The organism is Amycolatopsis sp. (genome assembly GCF_035276945.1).
Classification (GTDB): domain Bacteria; phylum Actinomycetota; class Actinomycetes; order Mycobacteriales; family Pseudonocardiaceae; genus Amycolatopsis_E.
On record NZ_DATELF010000051.1, the window covers coordinates 38,729 to 54,713 of the forward strand.

Sequence of the window (15,985 nt, forward strand, 5' to 3'; positions counted from 1 at the left end):
TTGGCACTCGACATAGGCGAGTGCTAGGTGGGCGGTCACCGACCGTTCGCCTGAAGGTCGGGACGGTGAGGCCGAGTCCGGGACTACCGGGCGAGGTCGTCCGTCGCGGGCACCGAGCCTGGCCGAAGGACATGTCCTGCTGCCGGCACCTAGGAAAAGCCGGTGGCGCCCAATACCGGAGGACAACACCGCAATGGCCAAACTGATCGCGTTCGACGAGGACGCCCGCCGCGGTCTCGAGCGCGGCTTGAACACCCTCGCCGAGGCCGTCAAGGTGACGCTTGGCCCCCGTGGCCGCAACGTCGTGCTCGAAAAGAAGTGGGGCGCGCCGACCATCACCAACGACGGTGTCTCCATCGCCAAGGAGATCGAGCTCGAGGACCCGTGGGAGAAGATCGGGGCCGAGCTCGTCAAGGAAGTCGCCAAGAAGACCGACGACGTAGCCGGTGACGGCACCACCACCGCGACCGTGCTCGCCCAGGCGCTCGTGCGCGAGGGCCTGCGCAACGTCGCCGCGGGTGCCGACCCGATCAGCCTCAAGCGCGGCATCGAGACCGCCGTCGAGGCCGTCGTCGAGCAGCTGCACAAGGCCGCCAAGGAGGTCGAGACCAAGGAGCAGATCGCTGCCACCGCCTCGATCTCGGCCGCGGACCGCACCATCGGTGAGCTGATCGCCGAGGCGCTGGACAAGGTCGGCAAGGAAGGCGTCGTCACCGTCGAGGAGTCGAACACCTTCGGCCTCGAGCTCGAGCTCACCGAGGGTATGCGCTTCGACAAGGGCTACATCTCGGGTTACTTCGTCACCGACGCGGAGCGTCAGGAAGCCGTGCTGGAGGACCCGTACATCCTCCTGTTCGGCTCGAAGATCTCCAACGTCAAGGACCTGCTCCCGGTGCTGGAGAAGGTCATGCAGTCGGGCAAGCCGCTGCTGATCATCGCCGAGGACGTCGAGGGCGAGGCGCTGGCCACCCTGGTCGTCAACAAGATCCGCGGCACCTTCAAGTCCGTCGCCGTCAAGGCTCCGGGCTTCGGTGACCGCCGCAAGGCCATCCTGCAGGACATCGCGATCCTGACCGGTGGCACGGTGGTCAGCGAGGACGTCGGCCTCAAGCTGGAGAACGCCGACCTCACCCTGCTGGGCCGCGCCCGCAAGGCCGTCATCACCAAGGACGAGACCACCATCGTCGAGGGTGCCGGCGACGCGGACCAGATCCAGGGCCGGGTCAACCAGATCCGCGCCGAGATCGAGAACTCCGACTCGGACTACGACCGTGAGAAGCTGCAGGAGCGGCTGGCCAAGCTGGCCGGCGGCGTGGCCGTCATCAAGGCCGGTGCCGCCACCGAGGTCGAGCTGAAGGAGCGCAAGCACCGCATCGAGGACGCGGTGCGCAACGCCAAGGCCGCCGTCGAGGAGGGCATCGTCGCCGGTGGCGGCGTGGCCCTGCTCCAGGCCGCCCAGATCGCGTTCGAGGGTCTCCGCCTGACCGGCGACGAGGCCACCGGTGCCAACATCGTCAAGGTGGCGGTCGAGGCTCCGCTCAAGCAGATCGCGGTCAACGCCGGCCTCGAGGGCGGCGTCGTGGTGGAGAAGGTCAAGACCCTGCCTGCGGGTCACGGCCTCAACGCCGCCACGGGCGAGTACGAGGACCTGCTCGCGGCCGGCGTGCCGGACCCGACGAAGGTCACCCGTTCCGCGTTGCAGAACGCCGCTTCCATCGCGGCGCTGTTCCTGACCACTGAGGCTGTTGTCGCCGACAAGCCGGAGAAGGCCGGTCCGGCCGCTCCGGGTGGCGCCGACGGTGGCATGGGTGGCATGGACTTCTGATCCACGCACGGAAGGGGGCCTTGGCGAACCCGCCAAGGCCCCTTTTTCGTGATTTTCGGCCCGCGGTCAGGTCTCTTCGGGCATCAGCACCCAGCACGCCGCGTAGATCAGCACGGGCGTGCCGACGCCCAGAACGGTGGCGGCAACGAACAGGATCCGCAGGATCGCAGCGTCCACGCCGAGCATTCTGGCCCAGCCGCCGCAGACGCCCGCGACCATCCGGTCGTCCGCGCTGCGGCGGAGTTTCTTGGTTTCGGTGTGAGTTCCGGTGGGAGTCGTCATGACTCGATACTCGCCTGGCGGTTGGCCGCTTGACATCAGGGAACGGCCCGGAGGCCACCCTGAACAGCTCCGGATGCGAGGTCAGGGTACACGCCCGCCACCGCCCTCAACGGACACGGTACGGCCGGCCCCTCGCCCGCCACCGCCCTCGACGGAGGCGCTTCGCGCCACAGTACATTCGGTGGCATGCCGGGATCTTTGCTGGGAACCGAGGTCCGTCGGGTCGAGGACCCGGAACTGCTGCGGGGACGGGGAACCTACGTCGACAATCTTCGCCTGGACGGCGCGCTGTATGTCGGATTCGTCCGTTCACCCTTCGCGCACGCCCTGATCAACGGGATCGACACCGCCGAGGCCGAGCAGGCCCCTGGTGTCGTCGCGGTCTACACCGCCGCGGACCTGGGACTGCCGGAATTGCCGGCGTTCATCGAAGTGAACCCGCAGTGCGTGCGGTATGCCCTGCCCGCGGACCGGGTCCGGTTCGCGGGGGAACCGGTAGCGGCGGTGATCGCCGAATCCCCCACCGCCGCGGCCGACGCGCTGGAACTGGTGGACGTCGACTACGAACCACTGCCCGTCGCGGTCGACGCCGAGCAGGCGATCGGGGAGGACGCGCCGGTGCAGTTCCCGGCACTGGAGTCCAACATCGCGGCAGGCGAGCGGGACGAGGCCGGCGCCGAGGTGCTGGAAGGCGCGGACGTCGTGGTGCGGGCGCGGATGGAGAACCAGCGCGTCGCCGTGGCTCCGCTGGAAGGCAACGCGATCGCCGTCGTGCCGGCCACCGAAGGTGACTTCGACGTCACCATCCACGTTTCCACCCAGATGCCGCACCTGTTGAAGAACATGGCCGCGAAATTCTTCGGCTGGGACCCCGCCCGGTTCCGGGTGATCGCCCCTCATGTGGGTGGCGGGTTCGGCGGCAAGGCCGGTTTGATCGCCGAGCACGCGGTGGCGATCGAGTCGGCCCGCCGGCTCGGGCGGCCGGTGAAGTGGGTCGAGACCCGGTCGGAGAACCTGCAGGCGATGCCGCACGGGCGCGCCCAGGTCCAGTACGCCGAACTCGGCTTCCGTTCCGATGGCACGATCGTCGGGATGCGTTGCCGGGTCCTTGCCGACACCGGGGCGTATGCCGGTTTCGGCGGCGCGCTCGCGCTTGGACCGACGCGAGTGATGTCGCAGGGCGTCTACCGGATTCCGCGGATCAGCTACGCGGCGATCGCCGCCATGACCAACACCGCCCCGGTGGGCGCCTTCCGCGGCGCCGGGCGCCCGGAGGCCGCCGCGATGCTGGAGCGGTTGATGGACCTCGCCGCGGTCGAGCTCGACCTCGATCCGGCGGAGATCCGGCGCCGGAACCTCCTCAAGCCCGACGAGTTCCCGTACAGGACGCTGAACGGCGCTGTCTACGACACCGGCGACTACGACCTTCCACTGACCGAGGCACTGCGCCTGGCCGGCTACGAGGACCTGCGTGCCGAGCAGGCCAGCCGGATCGCGGCCGGGGAAAACATGCTGTTGGGCATCGGTGTGAGTGTCTACGTGGAGATCACCGGCGGCGGGGCGGGCGAGTACGCCTCGGTCGAGGTCGGCACCGACGGCCGCGCCTTGATCAAGGTCGGCACCTCGGGGCATGGCCAGGGACACCCGACGTCGTTCGCGATGATCGTGTCGGACCTGCTGGGCATTCCGCTCGAGGCGATCGGCTTCCTCCAGTCGGACACGGCCGAGGTGCCGCGCGGCGGCGGCACCGGCGGTTCGCGGTCGCTGCAAATCGGCGGCAGCGCGGTACGGCAGGCCGCCGAACTGGTGTTGCGCCGGGCGAAGGAAATCGCCGCGACCCGGCTGGAGGCCTCGGCCGAGGACATCGAACTCGCCGAGGACGGCAGGCTCGGCGTGGTCGGTGTGCCCACGGCCGGGCTGAACTGGGCCGAAGTCGCGCTGGCCGCCGCGGACGAGGGCCGCCCGCTGACCGAAAAGACCGACTTCCGGCCCGACGGCGCTACTTTTCCGTTCGGCGCGCACGTTTCGGTGGTCGAGGTGGACGTCGAAACCGGGTACGTGCGGCCGCTGCGGCACATCGCGGTCGACGACTGCGGCCGGGTGCTCAACCCGCTCATCGTGCGGGGCCAGCAGCACGGTGGCGCGGTACAGGGGATTTCCCAGGCGCTGTGGGAACAGGTGTCCTATGACGAGGACGGCAACCCGGTCACCGCGACCTTCGCCGACTACCAGATTCCCTCGGCGGCGGACGTCCCGGACCTACAGACGGCCAGCACGGAGACGCCGACGCCGCGAAACCCGTTGGGCGCCAAGGGAATCGGCGAGTCGGCGACCGTCGGGTCCACGCCCGCCGTGCAGAACGCGGTGGTCGACGCGCTGAAACACCTCGGCGTGCGGCATATCGACATGCCGGCGACACCGCAACGGGTCTGGCGCGCGATCCAGGCCGCTCGTGGTGGCGACCCCGTCTCGCCGTGGCGTGAGCCGCCTGCCGCGTTCGACACCCTCCCGGTCCGCGCCGAGGGCGACATTCGCGACGCCGACGAGGCCATCGCCTAGAGGGCTTGGGCGGCGTATGTCGTGAAGATCGAGTCAAGTTTGTGTTTGATGGGTGGGGTTTGTGTTCAGGCGGCGAGGCCGGCTGAGCGGGTGAGGTGGTCGATGGCGGTTCGGTAGGCGCGGTGTGGCTGGGTTGGGGTGGCTGGGGGTGGGCGAGTTCGGCCTATCGCCGGACTGAAGTCGATCCAGCCCTGTAGTACCAGGAACGAACTCGCGCGAGGCGCTCCTTCCAGACAAGCGTGGTCTGGTCGTCGGCGGCCACCGTGCCCGCGAGATCGGGTTCCGGGGCGGAGCGGGGGACGGGTAAGTAGCCGTCCACCGGGGACAGTGAGTGGCTGGTGACATCGCCGGTGAGCAGGGACATCGTGCCCAGCCCACAGGCGAAGTCCAGCGACGGGAGCGCGCCCGCCAGCGCCAGACCGGCGGCCAGGCCGACGCTCGTCTCCACGGCGGAGGACACCACGCACGGCAGCCCGCACGCCTCGGCGACCTCGAGCGCTCGCCGCACGCCGCCCAGCGGGGACACCTTGATCACCGCGACATCCGCGGCCCCGGCCACCGCCACCCGCAGCGGGTCCTCCGCCCGCCGGATCGACTCGTCCGCCGCGATCCGGACGTCGACCCGTCTGCGCACTGCCGCGAGTTCCGCCACCGAGGGGCACGGCTGCTCGACGTACTCCAGCCCGCCCGCGGCCCGGTCCAGTTCCCGGATCGCCCGCACGGCCGTGTCGGTGTCCCACGCCATGTTGGCGTCCACCCGGACCGCGCCGCCGGGCCCGAGAGCCGCCCGCACGGCAGCCACCCGCTCGCAATCGTCCATAAGACAGGACTGCGGGTCGGCCACCTTCACCTTCGCGGTGCGGCAGCCGGACGCGGCGACCAGATCGTGTGCCCGCTCGGGGGGAACCACCGGGACGGTCGTGTTGACCGGCACCCGATCCCGCACCGGTCGCGGCCAGCCGAGTTCGGTCGCCTCCACTGCCGCGGCCAGCCAGGGCACGCTCTCGGCGTCCGAGTAGTCGGCGAACGGGCAGAATTCGCCCCACCCGGCCGGGCCGTGCAGCAAAACTCCTTCACGAACGGTGATGCCACGGAAGCGGTTTCGGAGCGGGACGGCGTACACGACCACGGCCCGAGCCTACGGCCGGTGTTTCGTCCTCGCTGGTCCCCGGGTAAGCCAACGGCACAAGGAGCGATCCCGCCGACGAAAGGAGAGCGATCGTGCCTGAGAACCTTTCCGGGAAGCGCGTCGCCTTCGTGGTGGCACCGGAAGGCGTCGAGCAAATCGAGTTGACCGAGCCGTGGAAGGCCGTCGAGCAGGCCGGTGGCCGGCCGGAGCTGGTATCCACCAAGTCCGGCGATATCCAGGCGTTCAACCACCTCGACAAGGCCGACACCTTCCCGGTGGACAAGGAGGTCTCGAAGGCCTCTCCGGACGACTACGACGCTCTGGTGTTGCCAGGCGGTGTGGCCAACCCCGACTTCCTGCGGACCGTGCCGGAAGCTGTCCGGTTCGTCCACGAGTTCTTCGCCCAGGAGAAGCCGGTCGCGGCGATCTGCCACGCGCCGTGGACTCTGATCGAGGCCGACGTGGTACGCGGCCGCCGGGTGACTTCGTGGCCGAGCCTGCAAACCGACTTGCGGAATGCCGGTGCGGAATGGGTGGACGAAGAGGTCGTGGTGGACGGCGGTCTGGTGACCAGCCGTAAGCCGCACGACCTGCCCGCCTTCTGCGGCAAGATGGTGGAGGAGATCGCGGAAGGCAAGCACCGGGCCCAGGCCGCGAGCGCGTAGGCGCACTCAAGTGCCCTCCCTTCGAACACCCGTCTCTGTCGTGTCAGGAGGGTGGGCACTCGCGCGCCACCCGTTCGGCCAGTGCGATCGCGTCTTCGGGCGCCTTGACTTTTACGTCGTTGTCGAAGTAGACGTACACGTCTGAACCGCGGGCCCAGTTCAGAACCTTTTCCGCCCAGCGGTCCAGAGCCACGTCGCTGTAGCCGCTGGTGTAAAGCTCTTCGTCCCCGTGCAGGCGAACGTAGACGAAGTCGGCGGTGACCTCTTCCAGCGCGATCCATTTCCCGGCCGAGTCCGAGACGACCAGGGCGACTTCGTTGTCGCACAGGAGTTTCGTGAACTCGGGAGTGGCGAAGCTGGGGTGCCGAACCTCGAGCGCGTGGCGCAGCCGGAGGTTGCGGCCCGGTTCCGTATAAGCATCTCCTTTCAGTTTGTCGTCGTGTTTTTTCGCGAGTTTCGCGGCTGCTCGGGTAGTGCGTGGCAGCAGGTCGAAGAACCCGCACAGGCGCTGGCGTTCGAAGACGAAGTTCGGCGGAAGCTGCCACAGGATCGGACCGAGTTTGTGGCCCAGCGCGAGCACGCCCGAGGCGAAGAAGTTCGCCAGCGGGGCCTCGACCTCCCGCAGCCGCTTCATATGCGTGATGAACCTTCCGCCCTTGACGGCGAACGCGAAATCGTCGGGGGTCTCCTCGAACCAGCCGCGATAGCGCTCCGGCCGCTGAAGCGAGTAGAACGACCCGTTGATTTCGGCAGAATTCATCTTCCGCGAGAGGTATTCCAACTCACGGCGCTGGGCCAGCCCCTTCGGGTAGAACACGCCCCGCCACGGCGGGTAGCGCCAGCCCGAGGTGCCGATCCTGATCTCCAAGTCCTGCAGGCGGCCTCCTCAATCCCACGAGAATCGCCAATGACGGCGGTGCACCAAGCCGCCCGCGTACTCACGCAGATTGCCGGGCTGGCCGGAAAAGCTCCGCACGCTGAACGAGCGATGTTCCGCGGCGAGCACCAGCGCGCGGCCCTGGTTTCGCGGCGGGGCGGCGATGGAGAGTTCCAACTCGTCGAAGCCGAGCACGATCAACGTGGCGCCGAACCGATCCTCCCAACTGCGCAACACCGCCGAGATCGCCGCGACCTGCTCGGTCGACTTGATCATGCCGGTCCAGCCGAGCACCGCCGGGATGTCCGCGGGCCGATCGACCGGCACCAGGCCGAGCCGGTAGGCGCCCCGGCGGGCCAGAATGGAACCGGTGTTCCCGGCCTCTGCGTGCGGATCGACCCGCAGCACGGATTTCCTTGCCAGGCCGGGAAAGTTCGCGCCATAGGGGCGGAGGCAGCCGACACCGCCGGTGCAGCAGAACGGATCCCACCAGCGGGCGAGCGTCTCGGCGATGTCCACCGCCTCGATCTCCGCCAGGGCGGGCGCCAGCCTGCTCCGATCGTCGAGCCAGTCCTCGCCCGCGGCGGCGAAGCGTGGATCATGCGGAATGAGCACAGGCCACAGCCCGTGGCCGGACAGCGCTCTCGAGCGGCCGAACTCGGCGACGCAGTCCCGGTACCGGCCGGGCTCGCTCAGCGGCTCGTCCGACGCCCAGAGCGGGCCGTGCCAGCGGCCGGCGGGCAGGTCCAGCCCCGACCGCGTCCGCAGCGGAGAAGTGGCGATGGTCATCTGGGTCCCCTCGCGGTAGGTTTCACCAACAACTCCGAACACTAGTTCGAGGGTACGACATTTTCGGCTCGCCGGGTGGCGGCGTAGGAGATCAGGGCGAGAACGAGTGCCCAGCCGACGGCGACCGCCAGCGAGAACGGCAGCAGCAGGAACAACCGTCCCCCCAGTGCCAACCCCCCAGTGCCAACCCCACAGTGCCAGCATCACGACCGGGACGAGCAGGCAGCAGCCGACTACCGTCGGCAGCGCCGACCGCCGGCGGTAGGCCGCGACCAGCGGAAACGAGCCGACCACGATGGCCACGAGCCCCAGCAGCGCCTGCGGGCTGCCGCCGGACGGCCACAGCACGAACCAGCCGAGACCCGGCACCGCGGCGACGACGAAGGTCCCCCCAGAGAATGTGCCGGCAGATTCGCTCGATCGTGTCGCTGTCGGTTCGCCGAGCGGTGACGAACGCGACGACGACCAGTACCGCGAGCGCCACCGCTTCACCGGCCAGCAGCGCGTCGACGGGGTGCTGGCCGCCTCGCGAAGCCAGGAAGCGAGCACTGCCGAACGTCGTGATCACTCCGGCCACGGCGGCGGTGACCAGGGTGACCAGGGTGACCAGGTACCGCGGGACGAGTTCGGCCGTGGTGAAGGGGTTTCGTGCCACGCAGGCCGTATTCCCCCGAACACGGAAAATCATGCCCGGTCATCGGTGGTGACGGCTGCGCGGGTGATCAGTCGAGGCAGAACTCGTTGCCCTCTGGGTCGGCCATCACGATGTGACCGGCGTCGAGCGGGGGAGCGGGCTCGTGGCGCCGGAGCCGGGCGGCGCCGTGGGAGACGAGCCGCTCGGCCTCCGCCTCCAGGGCCGCCATCCGTGCGTCGCCCTCGAGACCTGGGGCGGCTCGCACATCGAGGTGCACGCGGTTCTTGGCCTGCCTGCGTTCGGGTAGTTGTCTTGGAGACGTAACCGAGTGAGGATGAGCCTATGACTAGCGGTGGTGCTCTGTTTGTAGCGTACGTGGCACTGTATTGCCGGATCTCGGTCGATCGTGCCGGGCGTAAGGAAGGTGTGACGGCACAAGAGCGTTGGGGACGTGCGTACGCGGCGAAGATGTGGCCGGGTGTGCCGGTTGTGGTTTTTGCGGACAATGATTTATCGGCGGCGGCGGATGATGTTGTCCGACCTGAATACAACCGGTTGCGTGAGGCGATCGAACGGGGCGAGATCGCGCACATTTGGGCAGTGGAGCAATACCGGATCGAGCGCCGCGAAATTCAATGGTTTGAGCTGGCGGCGCTGATGGATGCGGCTGGCATCACGGAATTGCACACCGACCGGGACGGGATCGTTCGTATCCGTGATGAGGTGGCCGGGATCAAAGCTGTTCTTGGTGCGGGTGAGGTGCGTCGGCTAAAAAAGCGGATTAATGACATGCTGGCGGAAAAAGCAGCGTTGGGTGAGGCGCCGGGGAGTCGCCCGTTCGGTTACCGGCACGCGAAAACCGAGGACGGCGCCAAAACGTATGAACAGGTTCCGGAGGAGGCGGACGCGATTCGGCAGGCTGCCGAGTGGGTTCTGTCGGGCTGGTCGTTAGCGAACATTGCTGCCGAGTTCCGGTCGCGCGGGTTGATCGGCGCGCACGGGGGCACGATCTGGCCCAGCGCGGTGCGGAACTGGGTCACCCTTCCCACAGTGGCGGGCCACCGGGTGTACCGGGGTCAGATTGTCGCGCGAGGGAATTGGGAGCCAATTTTGGACGAGGCCACGTGGCAAGCGTGCAAGCTCAAACTGTCACAGCCGCGTCGGGTCAAGCGCGCGGATGGAAAAGGCACCTACCCAATTGGTGACCAGCACAAGGGCAACCCAGCCGGTCGCAAGTATTTGCTGACCGGGGGACTGGCAGTGTGCGGGGTTTGCGGGGCGCGACTGACCGGCTCACTTAAACAGATGAAAAACCAGCGAGTGCCGTATCTGACCTGTCATCCGAATGTCGGGGGAAAGGGCTGCATCGGAATCGTGTTGGAGAAGACTGAAACATTTGTTGTTGATCGCCTATGGGCGGAGCTGGACAAGCCGGAATTCCTGAACGCGATCGCAGCTGATGAGCACGGCCTGCGCCGGGATGCGATCACCAAAGAGTTGGATGGGTTGGAGCGTCAGCGTGGTGAATTGGCGGCGATGTGGGGCACGCCGGGCGCGTTGACTTCGGTCGAGTGGCAGGAGGCGCGCCGGGCGATTGCGGAGAACGAGCAGCGTTTGCGCACGGAGTACGCGGGGCTGCCGCCGAAGGTGGTCAACGTGGACATTGCTGGAGTGCGTGCGGCGTGGCCGGATATGACGTTGGACGAGCAGCGGGAGTTTCTCCGGATGTTCATCGAAAAGCTGACTGTGATCCGTGCATTTCCGGGCCGTCCCCGGGTGTTCGACCCGGACCGGGTGAAAATCACGTGGCGCGACTTACGGCACGCCACGGCTTCGGCGTACCCGGCCTGATCCGGATACGGCAGAGCCCCGGCAACCGTGGTCGCCGGGGCTCTGCCGTCTTCAGGGTCGGTTCTCGGGTATGGGTGCCTCTGCTTTGGGTGTGTGGTCATCGGGCCGTCCGGTCTGGCGAGCCAAGGCTAGCCGCACGATGCGTGCCGCTCGCCCGAGCGTGAGCGGGTCGTCTAGGGCGCGGGTTGGGCGGGCGTGTTGCGGGGGATCGGCCGTGCTCGGCGCTCTATCGGTCATCGCCGTTCCCCTCGGTGGTTCCGTCCTCGGGGAGGGAGCCGGGCCGGGTTGGTGACTCGCCCTGTTTTCCGGGGTTTCCGGGAGTGTTCCGGTCGGTAGGTTTGCGCCTCCCTCGGCGGGGTTTTCCCTGGTCGGGCGGGGGAGTTGGGGTGTTTTCGGTGCTGGGGAGAACTCCCCGGCTCCCCGTGGCCTCCCCGGGTGCTTCCCCGGCCGATTCGTCCTCGCGGACGAGGAGTGCGGATGCCACGTCGTCGGCCCGGATGACCATGATCCCGTTCGACTTGGCCGGGGCGAGGTGGTGACGGGCGAGGGCGGCGGACAGGTCGGTCAGGGTCCATCCGTCGTACTCGCCGGGGTTTCGGGCGATCAGCCGGGCGAGGACGGATTGTGTGCGCACGCGCTTCTCTCCCGCGCACACCTCCGCGATATCGGCCAGGTGATCGGCCGGTGCCGGTGTCTCGTCCTCCCCGGTCGCGAGGGCTACCGGCCGTCCTTGTTCGGCGAGCAGCGCCATGGCGCGGGCAATGACCGGGCTCACCAGGTCGATACCGTCTTCAAAGGGCAGGTAGAAGGTGCGCACCAATTCCCATGGTTCGTTTGTGATACCCACTGCTACACAGGTACCCCGGTCGGTTTTCATCCGCAGTTCGGTGGCACGGATGCCTGCCCGGTACCGGCCCGCACCCAACAATCCGTCATTGGCAATGTGATCGGCGACCGCGAAAGCCACACCACAGGACACGTTGCGGGTGATCTCCTTCGGAATACTGTCCTTTGTAGGCGATTGAGTGGCCAGAAGCAGGATGATGCCGTATTTGCGGCCACGCTTGATCAGCCGGACTGCAAGCTCCTCTGCCCGCCTGCCGTATTTCTTGTGCTGGAACAACTCGTGACATTCGTCGATGGCCAGGACCAGCGGGTGCAAGCCCAGTCCGGCACGGTCGGCAAGCTTGCGCGACACCTTCGGCGGCTGCCCAGGCTGTGCCCCGAGCGTCCGGCCGCGCCGCTCCATCTCCTCTATGAGCGCCTTCAGTGCCGCCACGGCATCGGCGGCGACCGAATCATCCATCCCCATCCGATAGCGACGCAGACGCGGCCTCAGGGGCTCGAAATCGGGGCTCTCGCCCATCACGTACACCCAAAGCTCGGCCGTGGGGTCCAGCGCGGCGCCGAGCAGCAGGGTCCGCATTGCAGAGGTCTTGCCCTGCCCGGGGCGTCCACCGATCAGCCAGTTGGCTTCCAGCAGGGGTGCGTTCACGATCAGCCCGCGCTGAGTCAGTCCGAACGGCACGCCCTCGAACACGTCCACCGTGCCGTCGTGCAGCAGCGGCCAATCACCCGCCCCGCCTTGCAAAGTGCCCTTGTCGGCAACCCAGAGGTCCAGCACTCCGTCCTCATCACCCTTGGTAGGCCAGGTTTCCAGCGACGCCCGGCCCAGGTTCGCCGCGAGTGTCGTACGGCGGTCGGCCACCATGTCGGCGGTGGCCCCGAGCGGCAACCGGATCCGCGCGAAGGTTCCATCTCCGTCCTTGCGTGCGGCCGTGAGGTAGACCAGCTCGCCACCGTTCTTGAAGAACGCGTTGAGCGGGGCGACCCCGAGGTGTGCCAGGGCACGGGAAATCATGCGTTCGTCTACCCAGGACTCCGCATCCGCGCGGTCAGGTTGGGCCAGCCATCCCGCACCGGGCGTGCGGTCGCGTCCTTCCCAGATGGCCGCCATGGCCCAACCGATCGGGCCGAGCACGACCAGCCACCGCGCCACGGTCACGATGGCCGCACCGCAGAAATCCCGGACGTCGTAGATCGCGACCAGCCAGCGCGGCATACCCGCCCGGTCAAACAGCAGTTCCGCCAACGCCAGCACGACCAGCACAACCACCACCACGGCCGCAGCGAGCACCACTCGGCGGACACCGATGGTGAACTTGGCCCACCGTGCTTTCGCGTCCGCGCGGATGGTTTCCTGTGCTTCACGGCGTGCCTTCGGGTCGCCTGACATCCGTGCTTGCCGCACATCGCTGCGCAGATCCGCGTAGGTGACCCAAGTCCAGCACTTCACGATCCACCGGGCATGCCCGCGCAGCAGGAACCACAGCAGCCGCAGCAGATCCAGCGGCAGTTTCCGCACCCGGTAGGCCACCAGCCCGCGCCACCGGGCCACCCGGCCGGACTCACGGACCCGCCGGATCAGGTACCCGGTGCAGTCGATCACCCAGTGGCGCACCACCGGTACCGGCCGCCGATCCCGACCCGGGTCGTGGTCGGGCACCAATTCCGCGTCGTACACCTTCGACACCAGCTCGCCCGTGTGATGGTGCGGGTTCTCCGGATTCTCGGGGGTGGTCATCACCGGCCACCCCCTTCGTCAATCAGCGTGGCCGCAAGCCGCGAAGACAGGCCACGCGAGCACCCGGTGACCTGTCGAACCCACGCCGGGGTCACGCTCACCTCGGGTGTCCGTGCCTGCCGGGCCATGGCCAGATACTCCGCAAAGGATGTGCGCCGCCGACGCTCGGCCGATCCGTTGCCCGCCGACACGGTCCCGCCCGGCGTGGCGTTGTCCGAGGTGTCCCCAGCCGACGTCGTCCCGGGCGGCACCGCCGTCGGGGTCTCTGGCGCTGATGCCGGCGTGGGTTCAGCCGCGTTCATGAACGCGGCTGACCGTGCCGCCACCATGGCCGCGCCGAGCTTGTCCCGCAGATCGGTCACCGCCTCGGCGGCGACGAACACGACCAGCGGCGGCACCGAGTGCAGCACCACCCGTGACGGGCTTCCGGTCGTGAACGCTTCCCACGTGTTCATCACGTAGGTGGCGGTGAGCGTGAACCACTTCGCCACGCGCACCCATCCACCGGTGCGGACCCCGTAGCGTGCCGTGACCTGTTCGGCCCGCAGGATGGACAGCAACACCACCGACACCATCGGGTCGAGCAGCCATGCCGTGCACCAGGGCAGCGACCATGAACGCGCACCGTTCGCGGCGAACTGCTGCACATTGGTCATCGTGAACGCCAGCCCGAGCAGCACACCCGACCAGCACAACCGGTCCACCTGCACCGCAACCCGCTCGACCGATTCCCCGCCGTTCGTACGTGGTTCGGTCATCGGCGATCACCCCGCCGCATCTCCCGCCGGATGTCCACAGTGGTCACCGTGAGCGCCTTGGTCAGCGTGTAGGAGGTGAACAGCGCGGGCAGCCCGAGTGCGACGGCCCGCAGCGGCCACGGCGCACCGGGGTAGGTGAACGCCAGCCATTGCACTGCCGACAGCAGCGCCGCACCGACCACGACACGGCCGGTCAGCGACAGCAACCGCGCACCCGCACGAGCCGCGTCCGCCGCGCGCCGGGCACGGCGTGCCGACGCCCGCCAGAGGCACAACACCACCAGCGCCACCGCCAGAGCCACGAGCAACTGAGTCGGAGTCAGGTTCATTCCCGGCCCCCGTCCCGCCGCTGAGACCAGGCCAGGTAGGCGGCACGCCGGTCATCCTCGGCCAGCGCACCCCACACCCCGAACGTGGCGAACCCTGCCGTGCGGAATTCCAGCTCCAGGCATTCGTCACGCACACCGCAGTCCGCGCAGATCCGCGCGGCCACCGAGCGATCGGTCATCTCATCCCCGTCCCACTCCGGGTGCTCCGGACCAGTGGTGAGCCACATGCACGCGCCGTCGCGGGTCACCACATCCGACAACACCCCGGTCGGCACGGCCTCCAACTCGTCAAGTCCAGCGGCAACATCGGCATAGAATTCGTTGGCACAAAATTCGTCCTCGTGCTTGTTGTTCACTGCTTCCCCCATTCGCTGGGGGCGGGCAGCAGCCGTGCCACCGCGTAAGCGGGCACGACCATCCGACCGTGACGGCGGACCCTGGGCAGCACACCCACCCGGATCAAGCGCCACACCTCGGACTCATGGACACCGAGAATCCAGCTAACTTCCCGGATCGAAAACACGCCGGTCGAAACGGCGCGCGAAATATGTTCAGACATAATAGGTTTGGTTCCTTTACCTGAGTTTTCTGCCCGCTTCTGCGAACCGATGACCCAAGTAAGCCCCGGGACAACGTAATCAACTATTCCGGCACTGGAATATGGCTATGTCACCGCTGGAATAACCCCAGCTAAACCGCCAAATCGCGCGCGCACACATTCCAAGAAAAAATATTATTGGTGAACATATTTTCCGCCGGGATGTTGATCACCATCGCGCGGAGGCGACAGAAAAACCGGCCGTTGCGCGGGAGAGGTGGCCCGTGACCTGTCGATATTCCGGCGCGGACATGCCGCATTCCCAGATTGATATAGACGCGCTCCAGTTGTGGCCGCACGGTTGCCACCAACCCCCCGGACAATCGATCGCAAGGGCAGGCAACCCGATGACCCATCTCCCGCGTAGCAGCGTGATCCCCGCATGATCCTCACGGCATCCTTGACCACGGGCATTGCGCGTGTCACACACGGAATGCCGGGCTCGGTCAGGCTCGTGGACGAGATCCTGAACACGGATCACGTCCACTGGGAAACAACCCTGTTCGTCGGTGATGTCGAATTCCACAGCTCAAAAGCCGGTCCCGTTCCCAATCACCAGTTCCGAGTCAGTGCCTCCACTGCACACGACCTTGCCGCGCTCAACTACATGGACAACGACGACCCGGCCATGCCCATAGCGAATTCATACAACCCCCGGCGGCCAGTCCCCGACGTCGATCTCATCTTCAACGGCTCAACCGGTGCCGTCTTCCCACGCACCGCACTAATCCCGATACGACAAGCACGAGCGGCATTGCTCGAATGGCTCGAAACACGAGCACGGCCAACCTGTGTCGAATGGCGGCCCTACGACAGCTACTAAACGGCAGCGACAACCAACCACCGTGAAAAGAGGGCGGGAACATGAACGGCACAGAAACCAGAACGACCACAACACCTCACTTCACATTCGTGACGTCCGCCGGTCCGGCCGTGGATCACCTGGTATCGGACACGGCTATGACGGATGGACTGTCGTCGGGCGGTTGGTTTTTGGGACTGTGCGGGACCCGATTCGCGGCAGCGGCGATGTGCGCCGAACCCGGCTACGAATGCGGCACCTGCCGAAAAGTGCTCGCTGCACTTCACGTCTTGTCCACCGCAG

14 protein-coding genes and 1 pseudogene are annotated in these 15,985 nt (G+C 67.3%); 5 read left to right on the forward strand and 10 right to left on the reverse strand.

The genetic code is table 11. The annotated features are described in order from the left end of the window. The first annotated feature begins 193 nt into the window (after positions 1-193). Positions 194-1,825: a chaperonin GroEL gene (gene groL / locus VJT49_RS08400; protein ID WP_324164151.1), complete on the forward strand. Its 1,632-nt coding sequence runs from the start codon at positions 194-196 to the stop codon at positions 1,823-1,825. A 66-nt stretch (positions 1,826-1,891) separates the two neighbouring features. Here the strand turns inward: groL and VJT49_RS08405 are convergent, their stop codons facing one another. Continuing rightward, positions 1,892-2,107, reverse strand: coding sequence for a PspC domain-containing protein (locus VJT49_RS08405; RefSeq protein WP_324164152.1), 216 nt, complete (start codon positions 2,105-2,107; stop codon positions 1,892-1,894). A gap of 186 nt (positions 2,108-2,293) precedes the next feature. Here VJT49_RS08405 and VJT49_RS08410 point away from each other — a divergent pair, with 186 nt between their 5' ends. Then, complete coding sequence (locus VJT49_RS08410; protein ID WP_324164153.1) at positions 2,294-4,666, forward strand: xanthine dehydrogenase family protein molybdopterin-binding subunit; 2,373 nt, start codon at positions 2,294-2,296, stop codon at positions 4,664-4,666. Between the two features lie 163 nt (positions 4,667-4,829). Here VJT49_RS08410 and VJT49_RS08415 read toward each other — a convergent pair whose 3' ends face one another. Continuing rightward, a complete protein-coding gene (locus tag VJT49_RS08415) occupies positions 4,830-5,795 on the reverse strand; it encodes an o-succinylbenzoate synthase (protein ID WP_324164154.1) in 966 nt (321 codons plus the stop codon). Between the two features lie 92 nt (positions 5,796-5,887). Between VJT49_RS08415 and VJT49_RS08420 the strand changes: the two genes are divergently transcribed. Beyond that, positions 5,888-6,460, forward strand: coding sequence for a type 1 glutamine amidotransferase domain-containing protein (locus tag VJT49_RS08420; RefSeq protein WP_324164155.1), 573 nt, complete (start codon positions 5,888-5,890; stop codon positions 6,458-6,460). A 43-nt stretch (positions 6,461-6,503) separates the two neighbouring features. On the opposite strand, the gene VJT49_RS08425 is transcribed toward VJT49_RS08420, so the two are convergent. The 4 genes and pseudogenes from VJT49_RS08425 to VJT49_RS08440 form a co-directional block, all read right to left on the reverse strand. Then, positions 6,504-7,316 carry a DUF72 domain-containing protein gene (locus tag VJT49_RS08425; protein ID WP_414635880.1) on the reverse strand — a complete coding sequence of 271 codons (813 nt, stop codon included), beginning with the start codon at positions 7,314-7,316 and terminating at the stop codon, positions 6,504-6,506. 30 nt (positions 7,317-7,346) lie between these two features. Further along, positions 7,347-8,126, reverse strand: coding sequence for a DUF4253 domain-containing protein (locus tag VJT49_RS08430; RefSeq protein ID WP_324164280.1), 780 nt, complete (start codon positions 8,124-8,126; stop codon positions 7,347-7,349). A 41-nt stretch (positions 8,127-8,167) separates the two neighbouring features. Continuing rightward, positions 8,168-8,299, reverse strand: a complete 132-nt coding sequence (locus tag VJT49_RS08435; protein ID WP_324164156.1) for a hypothetical protein — start codon at positions 8,297-8,299, stop codon at positions 8,168-8,170. A gap of 549 nt (positions 8,300-8,848) precedes the next feature. After that, positions 8,849-9,070 (reverse strand): annotated as a pseudogene (locus VJT49_RS08440) (VOC family protein); the annotation flags it as partial. Between the two features lie 32 nt (positions 9,071-9,102). On the opposite strand from VJT49_RS08440, the gene VJT49_RS08445 reads away from it, so the two are divergent. Then, positions 9,103-10,611 (forward strand): recombinase family protein, encoded by a 1,509-nt coding sequence (locus VJT49_RS08445; RefSeq protein ID WP_324164157.1) that lies wholly within the window; start codon positions 9,103-9,105, stop codon positions 10,609-10,611. A gap of 226 nt (positions 10,612-10,837) precedes the next feature. Here VJT49_RS08445 and VJT49_RS08450 read toward each other — a convergent pair whose 3' ends face one another. The 4 genes from VJT49_RS08450 to VJT49_RS08465 form a co-directional block, all read right to left on the reverse strand. Further along, positions 10,838-12,988, reverse strand: a complete 2,151-nt coding sequence (locus VJT49_RS08450) for a hypothetical protein (RefSeq protein WP_324164158.1) — start codon at positions 12,986-12,988, stop codon at positions 10,838-10,840. 206 nt (positions 12,989-13,194) lie between these two features. Beyond that, a complete protein-coding gene (locus VJT49_RS08455) occupies positions 13,195-13,953 on the reverse strand; it encodes a hypothetical protein (protein WP_324164159.1) in 759 nt (252 codons plus the stop codon). Beyond that, the gene (locus VJT49_RS08460) at positions 13,950-14,282 is read right to left on the reverse strand and encodes a hypothetical protein (RefSeq protein WP_324164160.1); all 333 of its coding nucleotides are present in this window, start codon (positions 14,280-14,282) and stop codon (positions 13,950-13,952) included. The genes VJT49_RS08455 and VJT49_RS08460 overlap by 4 nt, the downstream gene beginning before the upstream one ends. Then, the gene (locus VJT49_RS08465) at positions 14,279-14,638 is read right to left on the reverse strand and encodes a WhiB family transcriptional regulator (RefSeq protein WP_324164161.1); all 360 of its coding nucleotides are present in this window, start codon (positions 14,636-14,638) and stop codon (positions 14,279-14,281) included. The genes VJT49_RS08460 and VJT49_RS08465 overlap by 4 nt, the downstream gene beginning before the upstream one ends. Positions 14,639-15,334: 696 nt before the next feature. Between VJT49_RS08465 and VJT49_RS08470 the strand changes: the two genes are divergently transcribed. Beyond that, complete coding sequence (locus tag VJT49_RS08470) at positions 15,335-15,703, forward strand: Imm1 family immunity protein (protein WP_324164162.1); 369 nt, start codon at positions 15,335-15,337, stop codon at positions 15,701-15,703. Positions 15,704-15,985 lie beyond the last annotated feature (282 nt).

Bases quoted from the DNA above. Each gene is read 5' to 3' on its own strand.
- groL (WP_324164151.1), top strand. From the start codon at position 194: ATGGCCAAACTGATCGCGTTCGACGAGGACGCCCGCCGCGGTCTCGAG.
- VJT49_RS08405 (WP_324164152.1), bottom strand. From the start codon at position 2,107: ATGACGACTCCCACCGGAACTCACACCGAAACCAAGAAACTCCGCCGC.
- VJT49_RS08410 (WP_324164153.1), top strand. From the start codon at position 2,294: ATGCCGGGATCTTTGCTGGGAACCGAGGTCCGTCGGGTCGAGGACCCG.
- VJT49_RS08430 (WP_324164280.1), bottom strand. From the start codon at position 8,126: ATGACCATCGCCACTTCTCCGCTGCGGACGCGGTCGGGGCTGGACCTG.
- VJT49_RS08445 (WP_324164157.1), top strand. From the start codon at position 9,103: ATGACTAGCGGTGGTGCTCTGTTTGTAGCGTACGTGGCACTGTATTGC.
- VJT49_RS08455 (WP_324164159.1), bottom strand. From the start codon at position 13,953: ATGACCGAACCACGTACGAACGGCGGGGAATCGGTCGAGCGGGTTGCG.
- VJT49_RS08460 (WP_324164160.1), bottom strand. From the start codon at position 14,282: ATGAACCTGACTCCGACTCAGTTGCTCGTGGCTCTGGCGGTGGCGCTG.